Annotated in this window: 13 protein-coding genes; 9 read left to right on the top strand and 4 right to left on the bottom strand. The window is 40.9% G+C overall.

Annotated features, from left to right (window positions below; genetic code table 11):
• Positions 1-104: 104 nt before the first annotated feature.
• The 5 genes from MHB38_RS18080 (at position 105) to MHB38_RS18060 (ending at position 4,831) form a co-directional block, all read left to right on the top strand.
• Positions 105-383 carry a hypothetical protein gene (locus MHB38_RS18080; RefSeq protein ID WP_272754592.1) on the top strand — a complete coding sequence of 93 codons (279 nt, stop codon included), beginning with the start codon at positions 105-107 and terminating at the stop codon, positions 381-383.
• Positions 384-434: 51 nt separating this feature from the next.
• Positions 435-1,268, top strand: coding sequence for a PRD domain-containing protein (locus tag MHB38_RS18075; RefSeq protein ID WP_026050173.1), 834 nt, complete (start codon positions 435-437; stop codon positions 1,266-1,268).
• Between the two features lie 255 nt (positions 1,269-1,523).
• A complete protein-coding gene (locus MHB38_RS18070; RefSeq protein WP_008345474.1) occupies positions 1,524-2,912 on the top strand; it encodes a sucrose-specific PTS transporter subunit IIBC in 1,389 nt (462 codons plus the stop codon).
• Between the two features lie 19 nt (positions 2,913-2,931).
• Positions 2,932-4,389 carry a glycoside hydrolase family 32 protein gene (locus MHB38_RS18065; RefSeq protein WP_202734135.1) on the top strand — a complete coding sequence of 486 codons (1,458 nt, stop codon included), beginning with the start codon at positions 2,932-2,934 and terminating at the stop codon, positions 4,387-4,389.
• Positions 4,390-4,576: 187 nt separating this feature from the next.
• Positions 4,577-4,831, top strand: a complete 255-nt coding sequence (locus MHB38_RS18060) for a hypothetical protein (RefSeq protein WP_008359596.1) — start codon at positions 4,577-4,579, stop codon at positions 4,829-4,831.
• A 377-nt stretch (positions 4,832-5,208) separates the two neighbouring features.
• On the opposite strand, the gene MHB38_RS18055 is transcribed toward MHB38_RS18060, so the two are convergent.
• The 3 genes from MHB38_RS18055 to MHB38_RS18045 form a co-directional block, all read right to left on the bottom strand.
• Complete coding sequence (locus MHB38_RS18055) at positions 5,209-6,063, bottom strand: helix-turn-helix domain-containing protein (protein ID WP_056704120.1); 855 nt, start codon at positions 6,061-6,063, stop codon at positions 5,209-5,211.
• A gap of 815 nt (positions 6,064-6,878) precedes the next feature.
• The gene (locus tag MHB38_RS18050; protein ID WP_039963025.1) at positions 6,879-7,688 is read right to left on the bottom strand and encodes a bifunctional hydroxymethylpyrimidine kinase/phosphomethylpyrimidine kinase; all 810 of its coding nucleotides are present in this window, start codon (positions 7,686-7,688) and stop codon (positions 6,879-6,881) included.
• 126 nt (positions 7,689-7,814) lie between these two features.
• Positions 7,815-8,120: a general stress protein gene (locus tag MHB38_RS18045; protein ID WP_017368274.1), complete on the bottom strand. Its 306-nt coding sequence runs from the start codon at positions 8,118-8,120 to the stop codon at positions 7,815-7,817.
• Positions 8,121-8,247: 127 nt separating this feature from the next.
• On the opposite strand from MHB38_RS18045, the gene MHB38_RS18040 reads away from it, so the two are divergent.
• Both MHB38_RS18040 and MHB38_RS18035 read left to right on the top strand, forming a co-directional pair.
• Positions 8,248-9,075 carry a glycosyltransferase family 2 protein gene (locus MHB38_RS18040; protein WP_008343643.1) on the top strand — a complete coding sequence of 276 codons (828 nt, stop codon included), beginning with the start codon at positions 8,248-8,250 and terminating at the stop codon, positions 9,073-9,075.
• Positions 9,072-9,758 (top strand): uracil-DNA glycosylase, encoded by a 687-nt coding sequence (locus MHB38_RS18035; protein ID WP_017360124.1) that lies wholly within the window; start codon positions 9,072-9,074, stop codon positions 9,756-9,758. Before MHB38_RS18040 ends, MHB38_RS18035 begins: the two co-directional genes overlap by 4 nt.
• A 26-nt stretch (positions 9,759-9,784) precedes the next feature.
• On the opposite strand, the gene MHB38_RS18030 is transcribed toward MHB38_RS18035, so the two are convergent.
• Positions 9,785-11,143: an aldehyde dehydrogenase gene (locus MHB38_RS18030; RefSeq protein ID WP_202734139.1), complete on the bottom strand. Its 1,359-nt coding sequence runs from the start codon at positions 11,141-11,143 to the stop codon at positions 9,785-9,787.
• Between the two features lie 172 nt (positions 11,144-11,315).
• On the opposite strand from MHB38_RS18030, the gene MHB38_RS18025 reads away from it, so the two are divergent.
• Positions 11,316-11,648: a YwdI family protein gene (locus MHB38_RS18025; protein ID WP_202734141.1), complete on the top strand. Its 333-nt coding sequence runs from the start codon at positions 11,316-11,318 to the stop codon at positions 11,646-11,648.
• 33 nt (positions 11,649-11,681) lie between these two features.
• The gene (locus MHB38_RS18020; RefSeq protein ID WP_007497786.1) at positions 11,682-12,992 is read left to right on the top strand and encodes a purine/pyrimidine permease; all 1,311 of its coding nucleotides are present in this window, start codon (positions 11,682-11,684) and stop codon (positions 12,990-12,992) included.
• The last annotated feature ends 8 nt before the right edge of the window (positions 12,993-13,000 follow it).

The raw sequence follows: 13,000 nt of genomic DNA, 5'->3' as shown, positions 1-13,000 counted from the left end.
TTTTTCACCCAGATTGTGACAAACCTCTCTTTTTTCTCGGGATATGATAGGAACAGTTAATTTGCTAGAACTGCTAGATTCTAAGGAAAGCGGAGGGATGTTCAGTGAAGAAATGGAAGAACTGGTTGAGTGTATGGTTTGGTTTTGTGATGAATGTGCTTGTGAATCCTGGTGAGCTGCTGAAGAAGCAAGGGGTGAAAGTGGCAGCAGTGGATGGAGGATTCTTTCTTGCGGTGAATGAGAGAAAGCTAGAGAAACTGGCAGATGAAAAGAAGAAGAAGCGCAGGAGAGAAAAGCCGTTTCAAGAAAGTCTGATGATGCTTGATGAAAAGACAACGAGAGAGGCTCGTGCCGGTCCGTTCTTATCTTTACAGAAAAGTTGAAACAGGGTAAAATCCCACATAAGACACGTTATCTGTGGGAGAGGATGCCCCTTGAAGATATATAAAATATTGAATAACAATGCAGTGGTTGTAAAGGAGGGTGATCAGGAGAAAATTGTGATGGGGCCCGGAATTGCTTTTCAGAAGGGGAAAAATGACGTCGTGCCCGTTCAAAAAATAGAGAAGATTTTTGTTGTGCGTGAAGAAAATGAGAAGTTTAAACAAATTCTTGCGACATTGCCAGAAGCGCATATTGAGGTGGCAGAGCATATTATTAGTTATGCAGAGGGTGAACTCATGATGCCGCTCAGTGATCATATCCACATTTCACTGACAGATCATTTATCCTTTGCCATTGAACGCGTTCAAAAAGGCATTGTCTTATATAATAAATTGCTTGGTGAGATCAAAGTCTTATATAAGCAGGAATATGATATTGGAAAGTATGCCATTCGTTATGTAAAGGAGCGGCTTGGGGTTGACCTGCCGGACGATGAGGCAGGGTATGTGGCACTTCATATTCATACGGCCAAAATGAATACGGAGTCCATGAAGAAGACGGTCAAATACACAACGATGATCAAAGAAATGATCGAGCATATCGAAAGCGTTTTTGAGCGCTCGATTGATGAGGATAGTATTTCATATCAGCGCCTTGTGACACATTTGAGGTATGCATTAGGCAGGTTGGAATCGAATGAAGCATTTCAAATCATGGACGATGACATGCTGACTTTTATCCAAACAAAGTATGATTCGGCTTACCGGTGTGCACTTGGACTGGCTGATTTGCTGAAAAAAGAATATGGACTTCATCTCCCTGAATCGGAGATCGGCTACATCACGCTGCATGTCCAGCGTCTGCAGGATGCCGAATTGGTGTAAAGGTTGTGCCTGTCCGCAGGCTTTTTTTTATGCACACTACTCTAATTAGTGTATATGGGTCATTTGATTCGAAAAAATAGCTTGACGCAGGTCACGCTCCTATACTATGATGAAAGCGTAATCAAAAACCAATATCGTGGGATTGTGACTGTCAGGCAGGCAAGACCTAAAATTTGCGTAACGAGGGGACGTGTATGTCCTTTCATCGTTGGTGAATTTTAGGTCTTTTTTGTTTTAAAAAAAGGGGGAGACAACATGGATTATCAAAAAACAGCCAAAGAATTAACAACATTATTAGGCGGCAAAGAAAATGTCATTAGCGCAACACATTGTGCCACACGACTCCGATTGGTGATGAAAGATGAGGCGTTGATTGACAAAGATGCCATTGAAGAACTTGAGGGTGTGAAGGGTGCCTTCTCAAGCTCGGGTCAATTCCAGATCATATTTGGAACAGGTTCTGTCAACAAAGTATATGAGCCTTTTGCGCGTGAGGCGGGTCTTGAGGCAGACGACGAGAATCAAAAACCAGCCAGCCATGATGAAGCCGTGAAGCAAAAAATGAATCCACTTGCACGTTTTGCCAAGACGCTATCGAATATTTTTGTACCAATCATTCCAGCGATTGTAGCAAGCGGTTTATTAATGGGCCTATTAGGTATGATGAAAGCCTTCAAATGGGCTGATCCAAGCTCTGCCATCTTCCAAATGCTAGATATGTTCTCAAGTGCTGCCTTTATCATTTTACCGATTTTAATTGGGGTTAGTGCAGCCAAAGAGTTTGGTGGAAATCCATATTTAGGAGCTGTCATTGGGGGCATTATGATTCACCCGAGCTTGCTGAATCCATGGGGACTGACAGACGCAAAACCAGAATATATGCATCTATTCAACTTTGATATTGCTCTTCTTGGTTACCAAGGAACGGTCATTCCCGTGTTATTAACTGTGTATATCATGTGCGTGATTGAAAAGAATTTAAGAAAAGTTGTGCCGAACAGTATTGATTTACTTGTGACGCCGTTTGTGACGGTGATTGTGACTGGATTTGTGACGTTTATTGCTGTAGGACCGCTAGGGAGAATGCTTGGAACAGGGATCTCGAATGCACTCACTTATGTTTATGACCATGCAGGATTCTTAGCTGGACTGATTTTCGGAGGCGCTTATTCTTTAATTGTACTGACAGGTGTTCATCATAGCTTCCATGCGATTGAGGCAGGACTTCTGAATGATATTGGACGGAATTATTTGCTGCCGATCTGGGCCATGTCCAACGTCGCTCAAGGCGGAGCTGGGCTAGCGGTCTTTTTCTTAGCAAAGCGTGCAAAAACAAAAGAAATTGCATTACCAGCAGCATTTTCTGCTTTCTTAGGTATTACTGAGCCGGTCATATTCGGTGTGAATCTTCGTTATCGTAAGCCATTTATTGCTGCAATGATCGGAGGTGCATTAGGCGGGGCGTTTGTCGTCTTCACGAAGGTAGCCGCCAACGCTTATGGTTTAACAGGGATTCCGATGATTGCCATTGCAGCTCCATTTGGTTTACAAAATGTGGTAAATTATGTTATTGGTATGTTAATAGCTGTTGCTGTTTCATTTATTCTTACCATCATCTTTAAAGTCAAAGAAGTCGAAAAATAATCAAGGAGTGGTCACAGTGATGACAACAACGGACGCAGCACTTCGTCAAAAGGTAACAGATCGTATTCGAAACTATGAGCATTTGGTGAAAAAAGATGTGTACCGTCAGAACTTCCATTTAATGCCGCCAGTCGGTCTTTTAAATGACCCGAATGGATTGATTCAGTGGAAGGGAGTCTACCATGTGTTTTATCAATGGCAGCCATTTAAAACAGGACATGGGGCAAAATTCTGGGGTCACTACACATCAACCGATCTAGTGAATTGGCAGCATGAAGAGGCTGCCCTCACCCCAAGTGATTGGTTTGATCAAAATGGCTGTTATTCTGGCAGTGCAGTCATTGACGATGGTCGTATGTATGTGATGTATACCGGAAATGTCCGTGATGAGCAAGGGAACCGTGAGACATATCAATGTTTAGCTGTTTCAGAGGATGGAGTTCATTTTGAGAAAAAAGGTGTCGTGGCGACTTTGCCAGCAGGATTCACTGCACATTTTCGTGACCCGAAGGTGTGGAAGCGGAATGGAAAGTGGTACATGGTCCTTGGAGCACAAAGTGAAGATCTCAAAGGACATCTTGTCTTATTCACATCTGATACATTAGACAATTGGACGTTTCAAGGCATTATTGCAGGCAGTGGAAAGAATGGATTAGATCATTTCGGATACATGTGGGAATGTCCAGATCTGTTTGAATTAGACGGTCAGGATGTATTGATCGTGTCACCACAGGGGCTGAAGCCTGATGGATTCAAATACAACAATACACATCAATCTGGTTATTTTGTTGGTACATTGGATGATCGTACCTACCAATATACGCATGGAGCGTTTGAGGAGCTGGATCGTGGCTTTGACTTTTATGCACAGCAGACTTTTCAAGATGAATCGGGCAGACGCATTTTAATGGGATGGATGGGTGTACCAGATCAAGGGGAAGAGCATCATCCAACCATCTCTTATCAATGGATCCATTGTTTGACGATTCCGAGAGAGCTTCGTTTAGATGATGAGGGACGTCTTATTCAACAGCCGGTAAGTGAACTTCGATCTATGCGGACAAATGAGCAGGAGCATGTTTTTCACGTTAAACGATCTGTTCATTCCATTCCTGTTGAAGATTTGACGAGCGCAGAGGTATTCATTGATCAAATTGAAACACAAAAAGGGTTTGAATGCTGTATTCGTGCTGCTGCTCGTATCATTTATGATAAAGATGATGGCAAACTAACGTTAGAGAGAGATCGATTTGAAGATCGAACAAAGGAAGTTCGTGAAGTAGAAATTGAGGAACTACAGGATCTGCATATTTTTATTGATGCATCATCGATTGAGATTTTTGTCAACGGAGGCCGGGAAGTATTTACTGCACGTTACTTTCCTTCCCCGGGAAATAAATCAATCTCCATCAGTGGTAGAAATGAAACGAAGCTTAAATTGAAGACGTGGCATTTGCAAAAAGAAGCAGGTCATTGATCTGCTTTTTCTAGTGAGATCAGCCTGTATCTTAAAGCCTATATCATGTATATACAAGGTTGGCCTAAAGCGGTTTGATGACGTTTTACATATATGATAACAGGTTCAATTATGGTATCATTTTAAAATATATACAGCTGAGGCTGACGTTTATCCAAATGCGGTAGGACAAAAAGGGGTTGTTTACTTGAATTCAAAACAGCAGCCGACGACTAGAAAACGCTTGGAGACAATGGCAGATCATGTTGAAGATAAACGTGAAGAATATAAAGAATTGCTAATTCAAGTCCAATCTATTCTCGGTGAACCTTCTCTAGAGCAGGAAGAATTAAAAGAGAAGCTGTCAGATACGTATAAACAAATGAAAGAATATGCCTTATTTGTTGAATCCATTGAAGCCTTTATTCGAAAAATGGCGAAAGAATCTGATCAGCAAAAGTAGGTGAAAAATTATGGTGAAAGAGTGTACCTGGGAGCGGGTATGCTTTTTTTATTTAAAGATTATCTATGTCAGTTTTATTCTAAATCTTAATGTATGAAGATAATAGAAATTTGTAGATAGAATATTTAATGTATATGAGTTATAAAAGTCAAGAAACATTACAATGCGGAAGGATAACCATTCTTTTCAAAACAGAGAACTGATATCCATATTTTATTTAATATATGAGTAGATAGTAAAAATAATCCTAAGGTCTGTCTTAGGATTATTTTTTGAAATTCTTTTATGTATTTCTTGAACCCACTTTCAATCCAGTAAAGTGAGATCAATTATTGTATTTTGTATCTTATGGAATTGTGGAATTTATTTTTATGGCTTTAATAATAGTTTTTGATCTCCGTATATAACATTTCTTCTAGTTTTTTTTCCTCTAGTATACTAAGGACTGTTACAGCTTTTTCAGTATACTCTTCAGGTGAATCCATGTTTAAGTTTTTTAGACATATCCCTTTACGACCATAGCAGATTGCCATCTCCCTGTATGCACCATGTCTTTTACAGAGAGGGATTGCTTCTTCTAATACAACTAATGCCGACTTAAATTTATTGTATTTTATTAAAAGAAGCGAAAAATTAACTCGAATATTAATTTCAATTTTATAAGTATCTTGAAAATTCTTATATATATTAAGTCTTTTCAATGCATTCTTTGCTATATGTATAGCGGTTTCTATAGGAAATATAAAAAGTATAGAGTTTATCAGTCTAATATCAATCAGGTACCAATTTTCATGCTTAGAAAGACGTTCCCAAACAGTATCTACGTGATTGCATGCTTGTTCAATACTACCCGTTTCATGAAGCACTATTAAAGCTGTACAAATACATTGAATATCACTGACCAATTGGTCCTCCGAATCTGATAGCAACCTTTCAGATTCTGTTATCAATTGTCTTAATTTGTTCGGATGATTGAAAGTCGTACGAAAAAAATCGTTAATAAACTTTTGCCTTCGAGTATATTGAAAATCGTTCATAATATAGTGAAACTCATCTAAAGAAACGTCTACTTTTTCCAGTAAAGCCATAAAAGATGACGCAAGTATGTCGATTCGATGTAGTTCAAACTTTGAATAAGCACTTTGTGATAGCAAACCACTAGAAACATAATGCTGAGTATATCCTTTGTTCTTTCTAATTGATCGCATAGTCTGTCCTATATTGTTAAGCAATTTTAATGTCCCCTTTCAGTCTTATTTGACTAAAATGTTATGAATGGTTCATACCATAATATAATAAATCCTGGAAATTGAAAAAAGCGTAGAGAACTATTTATAAACAGCATTACAAATATAGAGGAGAGTTGACTAAATGATAATTTGGGCTTTAATCACTACAATAGTATCTTTTATTTTAATTTTTTATTTTTGGAATGAAGATAGAAAAACATCATATGTATTCATAATGGCGACAATTTTTCTTATTTTTCTTGACCTTGGTTTAATATTTATTTGAGTATTAAAATTGTGTTTATTTTGCGGGTTGAAATAAGAATATTTGTCGTGATGATGATTTCTCGCCTAATATTAATAACTGCTACGAGATGAAATCAGGAAAAGTTCGACTTAAAGAGTACCAAAAATTGTCGTGTTGCAACTTTATGTGAACTCTATGTTCCACGGAAGATGTGGAAAGGTATCTTTGGAAAAGATAGTATCAAAACGAATTAAGATTGATTAAATCAAATGAATGGAACATTCGGAGTTTATAAAAATAGGAGAATTCAGGAAATATCTAAGTGGAAGAACTCTTATAATGACTGAGCGGAAGGCTTGTAATACTGATATAAGTTGAACCCCCAAAATTGACTTATTACATATAGAATGCAACAAATATAAAAAGGGAGTTCAACTGTTGATGAATTGTGCAATATTAAAGGAATGACTAGTTTACACATCAATACGCTCTGTAAGTTTTATAAATTACTTTGAAATTTATTTATACATATGGTTTATTGCGTTGCTTCTGTATCCTTTGAGTTTTCAACTTATTTGTCCAAACGATGTGCGGAATGTTTCGTTGGTCCGATGTATTCGTTTAGTTGGAAAGAGCCTTTAATGGCAGCTGTGATGAATTCTTTTGCTGCATAAATGGCTTCTTTCACGTCTGCGCCGTTGGCTAGTTCAGCTGTGACTGCGGCTGAGAATGTGCAGCCTGCGCCGTGTGTGTATTCTGTGTCGATCTTGTCTGTTTCAAGGCGTTCGAAGGTTTGTCCATCATAAAGCAAGTCAATCGCTTTATCTGGGCTTAGCTTGCCGCCGCCAGTGATGACCACATATTTTGCACCAAGTTCATGGATGCGTTTTGCGGCTTCTTCCATTTGTTCCATCGTTTTGATCTCGCCAATGCCGCTTAATTGACCTGCTTCGAAAAGGTTAGGTGTGATAACTGTTGCTAGTGGTGTAAGCTTTTCGCGCAATGCTTCAGCGTGCTCTGGATAAAGGACTTCGTTCGCACCTTTACATACCATAACAGGATCAATGACGACATTTTTCAGCTCATATGTTTTGATCGTTTCAGCTGCGAGTTCAATGACGTCAACTGTTGGTAGCATACCTGTTTTTAACGCATCTACACCGATGCCTTCCACGATCGTTGAGAGCTGTGCGCGGATGGTTGATGTATCGATTGGAAACACTTGATGATCCCAGTTGTTATGAGGATCCATTGCAACGACAACGGTTAAAGCTGTCATCCCGTAGACGTTTTTTTCTTGAAACGTTTTTAAATCTGCTTGGATACCTGCACCGCCGCTTGAATCCGAACCTGCGATGGTGAGTGCTTTATTCATAGACATAGTTGCTGAACCTCCAATGTGATGTGTAACAGTTACTGTTCTATCCCTTATTATAATCAGCTTTTCCATTTATCACAATGAAACGGCATAAAAAAGCGTTCCACTCTTCATGGAACGCCTCATTCTTTATCTTTTACAAATCACCAATTTCCCTTTTTTCAGCTCCTCTAAAAGCGTTAAGGCTAATTCTTGATCGGCACCGGTCGACATGATTTTGGCCATCAGTTCATCATCCCTGGTGCGAATGACATTGGCGATCTGATCTAAAATCCCTTGATCGACAGCTGTCATGCTCTTTGCTTCCGTGTACTCAGTAACGGTATCAGAGCGTTCGGGGTCATACGCAAACACAAACACATCGTCCTTTGCTGATTGTATCTGTTCGATCGTCTGTTTGGCTTCTTTACTATTCTCAACTGTGAAAAATTCCATCATCATCACTCCTTTTCATCAAAAATTCCCATTTTCTCGATCAATCAAACCGCCTTTTATATCATGAGAAGAAAGCCGATTTATGTTTTAATGAAAAAGACGAATCTATTAAAGGAGTTAGGCCGATATGAAGATATCTTTATTAATTGTGACACATAACCGGCTGAGCGCATTGTGTGAACTGCTTGAATCCATCTCGAGACAAAGTGTACAGCCTTTTGAAATTGTGGTCGTAAATGATGCAGGAGAGCGAGTGGACGTGATTCAGGAACTCTATCCAGAGCTGCCAATCCGCTTGATTCATTTAGATGAGAATGTCCAGCATGTGAACGCAAGAAATGTTGGCGTGCGGGAGCTGACAGGTGACGTCATTATGCTGAGTGATGACGATGATTATTTTACACCTTGTCATATTGAACGTATGAGCAAGGCGTTGGAAGACGCTGATTTTGTCTTTTCGGATGCGGAAATTGTTTCGTTTGAAGAACGAGGTGCGACTCGTTTTCCAGTATCAAGACGTTTGTTTGCTTATACAGCGGACATTGAGGACATGCGTGTTTTTTCTACATACGTTCCTTCTGGCAGTATGTACAAACGCCGCATACATGATGAGATCGGCTATTTTGATCCAGCGATGCATCACTACTGGGACTGGGACTTTTTCCTGCGTGTTACGCAGCATGCACGAGCCAAACGAGTGCCAGCTGCCAGTGTGATCTATGCGTTCTTTGATGGTGGGGGCAATCAGTCGAGTGATCTTGGTGAAACAAGGAAGAACTATTTAGATGATCTGAGTGAAAAGCATGGGCTCGGTGATTTGCCGACAGCGAACTTTGCTGTCCTATTAGAAGAACCAGCGATGAAAAAACGAGAATCAGAGAGTGAGATTGTATGGGATGGAAAACCGATGATCTCAAGATTGGCACAGCAGACAGAAGGAGGACAACCGAAATGAAGCCATTTTTAAATGATAGCTGGTGGGCTGTGATGAAAAGTGAATTTGAACAGCCATATTATCAGGAATTACGTGAGTGGGTAAAGGAAGAATATCGTACGCAGATCGTGTTTCCAAAGCCAGATGACATTTATCGTGCCCTCCATTTGACGTCGTATGAAGATGTGAAGGTCGTGATTTTGGGACAAGACCCTTATCATGGCCCAGGACAGGCACACGGATTAAGCTTTTCTGTTCAGCCTGGTGTCAAGCATCCGCCATCTTTGAGAAATATTTTTCAGGAGCTAAAGGATGACCTCGGCTGTCCGGTCCCTAACCATGGCTCGCTTGTCAGCTGGGCAGAGCAGGGTGTCTTGCTGTTAAACACCGTGCTCACTGTAAGAAAAGGGGAAGCGAACTCGCATAAAGGCAAAGGCTGGGAACGTGTGACAGACCGCGTCATCGACGTCCTGAATGACCGAGATCAGCCAGTCGTTTTTGTGCTTTGGGGCAGACATGCGCAAAATAAAAAAGAACGTATTGATCAAAGCAAGCATTACATCATTGAGTCACCTCATCCAAGTCCTTTTTCCGCAAGAAACGGCTTTTTTGGCAGTCGTCCGTTCTCAAAAGTAAACGCCTATTTAAAACAAATGGGGATCGATGAAATCAACTGGTGTATCAAGGACATCGAATCAAAATAGGACGAGGGGAAATCCCTTCGTCCTGTTTATTTTAAAAATTTACGGACAATGTCGAGTCCGTTTTTCGCATTTGGATAGCGGAAAGAAAAATCAAAGCGATTGGTCTGGCGCAGGACGCTTTTTTCATGCGTAAAGGTGAAAAAGCTTTCTTTTCCATGATATCGTCCGATACCGCTTTCACCAACGCCTCCAAATGGTAAGTATGGAGTGGCGACATGCATCAGCGTATCATTGATGCAACCCCCGCCAAATGAGAGGTTGTCTAGAATATAGGCTTCTGTTTCTTTATTCGTTGTAAATAAGTAAAGAGCGAGCGGCTTTGGTCTTGCCTTAATCATGTCAGCTGCCTCTTGAAGAGAGTCAAATGTGATGACAGGCAAAATAGGTCCGAAAATTTCCTCCTGCATCACAGGATCTTCCCATGTAATATGATCTAAAATGGTCGGTGCGATTTTGAGCTCTTGTTCATTGCGCTGTCCACCTGTCACAATCGTGCCATTTGAGAGAAATTTTGAAAGTCGATCAAAATGACGCTGGCTGACATTTTTTCCGAAATGCGGATTTGTTTCAGGCTGGTCCCCGTAAAAGTCACGGATACAGGTCGTCATTTCACGTAATAGGTCCTCTTTGATCGATTCATGAACAAGTAAATAGTCTGGTGCAATACATGTTTGACCAGCATTCGTGAATTTACCAAAGGTGATTCGTTTTGCAGCGAGTTTGATGTCTGCATCAGGCATGACAATGCATGGACTTTTTCCGCCGAGCTCAAGTGTGACAGGTGTGAGATGTTTTGCGGCCGCTTCCATGACGACTTTGCCGACGGCTACACTCCCAGTAAAGAAAATATAATCAAAAGGCAGTTTCAGAAGCTCTGTGCTGACATCCACACCGCCTTCAACGACCGCTGCAAGATCTTCTTGAAACACGCTTTCCACAATCGTGCCAATCACGTTTGAGACGTGCGGCGTTAATTCTGACGGTTTTAAAGTAACGGCATTTCCCGCAGAAATGGCTCCAACTAATGGCGAAAGGGCCAATTGGAAAGGATAGTTCCAAGGGGCAATAATTAGAACACTTCCGTACGGTTCCTTAATGATCATACTTTTTGATCCGATATGGGTCAGAGGTGTTTTCGCGCGAGATGGTTTGGCCCATTTGTGAAGATGTTTGACGGTATGATTGATCTCTTCATATACCATGCCAATTTCTGTTGTATAGGCTTCCTGTTCGGATTTATGTAAATCATGGGCTAAGGCTTGTAATATGTCCTTTTCATGATGTTTAATGGCTTTTTTTAAATCGTTAAGAAGACGGATTCGATCTTGAACCGCTGGTGTTTGCACGTTTTTTTGTTTGTGAATGAGTTCAGTGAGTTTGTTCATCTTTCAGTCCTTTCAAAGACGATATTGTTTCTTTTTTATTATGTGTGAATCTTGGGTAAGGGTCAAATCAGATGAACAGAAGCACACAGCTTTGAAAAAATGAGCCCATTCGGTTTGTTCATTTGGTAAAATAATGTTGGAAAACGAATTTTTTAGATTGGAGGGTCTACCCTTGAATATTCATATATCAAGTCTGCTTCAAAAAATGGAGGAAGCCATTCAAAAAGCAAAACAAAGTGGAAATGATGAAGAGGTGAAACGTCAAGCGGCGGTCATTTCTTCACTATGTGATGTCATTCTCGACACATCATCACAGCTGCAAATGCCGCAGTCTTCGGTTATTTCACCACCTCCATCTATACAGACACCATCTGCACCGGCTGTGTCTACGGATCAAGCCATGCTAGAGAAATTGATGGGCACTAGCGGTGCAAAGAAATTTCAGCATAAAGAAGAGGGTCAACAAGAGAAAGATGGCAACGGTGACTCTATTTTTGATTTTTAATGGTCTTGTCACGACAAAGGGAAGGTGATCGGGTTGAAACTATTTTTGGGCGCCATTCAGTGGATGGCATTTTTTATCGCAGCTTCTATTGCTGTGCCGATTGCGATTGCACAAGCATTTGAATTAAATCAAGTGCAGTCGGCGGAACTGATTCAGAGTACATTCTTTTCACTTGGACTTGTGGCGATGGTGCAGTGTTTATGCGGTCATATGCTGCCGATCAATGAAAGTCCAGCAGGGCTGTGGTGGGGGGTATATACCCTTTATGCAGGCATGACAGGGACGATTTTTGCTACATATCCTGAAACCTTGCAAGCGTTACAAGGGGCGTTAATTTTTAGTGCTGCGTTCTTTTTTATTTTTAGTCTTTTTAAAATCATTAATTGGCTTGCGTCTTTATTTACGCCGGTTGTCACAGGTATTTATTTGCTGCTACTTGTTGTGCAGTTAAGTCAGCCAATCATGAAAGGGCTGATGGGGATCGGCTATCGGGGAAATCAGGTAGATGGGCTTGTGTTTTGTCTATCGATCTTGATTATTGTCATCACCTTCATGATCAGCCGCTCAAAATGGCATTATTTAAGACAGTTTTCTGTGTTATTCGCACTTGCAGGCGGCTGGCTGTTATTTGCTTTACTCGGACTAGCGAAGCCTGTTCGCATTCCTGAGCAGATCATTGAGTTTCCAAAGCTATTTCCATTTGGCATGCCAGTCTTTGACAGTGGACTGCTTGTTACGTCCTTTTTTATTACGATCTTACTCATTGTGAATATGCTGGCAAGTATTCGAATTGTGGAAAGTTCCGTCAAGGCATTTGGTGAACTGCGTGAGCGGAAACGAGCCAGACCGGCTGGTTTTGTCGCCGCATTTGGTCATTTGCTAAGCGGACTGATTGGTGCGATTGCGCCTGTCCCTATTTCAGGGGCAGCGGGTTTTATACAAACAACCAAAATTCCATCGAGAAAGCCATTTTTCCTTGGCAGTCTGCTCATTGTCCTCATTAGTTTATTTCCATTATTGATGAGCTTTTTCTCTGCATTGCCTTCACCTGTGGGGCTGGCTGTGAACTTTGTGGTGTTCTCTTCTATGATTGGGATTGCCATGTCTGAATTCGATCAGTATGAAAAAGAAGACATCCCGCGCATTCGATTTGTGCTTGGCATCGCTGTTTTAGCAGGCGTGGGCGCAATGTTTGTGCCGCAGGGGGCATTGAAAGGCATGCATCCTGTGCTGATTTCTTTATTGAGCAATGGTCTTGTGCTTGGTACGCTGATTGCAATTGTGGTCGATCAAGTGCTACTGCGAAAGAAAAAGAAATCCGACAATCTCGTGTCAGCATCATAGGAAAGTTG

Origin of the sequence: Bacillus sp. FSL K6-3176 (genome assembly GCF_038003325.1) — a bacterium.
Lineage (GTDB): Bacteria > Bacillota > Bacilli > Bacillales > Bacillaceae > Bacillus > Bacillus altitudinis.
Note: the sequence above shows the minus strand (reverse complement) of the source record. Positions and strands in the feature narration are given on the sequence as shown.

Excerpts from the sequence above, each read along its gene's own strand:
- MHB38_RS18065 (WP_202734135.1), top strand. The coding sequence starts at position 2,932 with ATGACAACAACGGACGCAGCACTTCGTCAAAAGGTAACAGATCGTATT.
- MHB38_RS18035 (WP_017360124.1), top strand. The coding sequence starts at position 9,072 with ATGAAGCCATTTTTAAATGATAGCTGGTGGGCTGTGATGAAAAGTGAA.
- MHB38_RS18045 (WP_017368274.1), bottom strand. The coding sequence starts at position 8,120 with ATGGAATTTTTCACAGTTGAGAATAGTAAAGAAGCCAAACAGACGATC.
- MHB38_RS18040 (WP_008343643.1), top strand. The coding sequence starts at position 8,248 with ATGAAGATATCTTTATTAATTGTGACACATAACCGGCTGAGCGCATTG.
- MHB38_RS18050 (WP_039963025.1), bottom strand. The coding sequence starts at position 7,688 with ATGTCTATGAATAAAGCACTCACCATCGCAGGTTCGGATTCAAGCGGC.
- MHB38_RS18030 (WP_202734139.1), bottom strand. The coding sequence starts at position 11,143 with ATGAACAAACTCACTGAACTCATTCACAAACAAAAAAACGTGCAAACA.
- MHB38_RS18070 (WP_008345474.1), top strand. The coding sequence starts at position 1,524 with ATGGATTATCAAAAAACAGCCAAAGAATTAACAACATTATTAGGCGGC.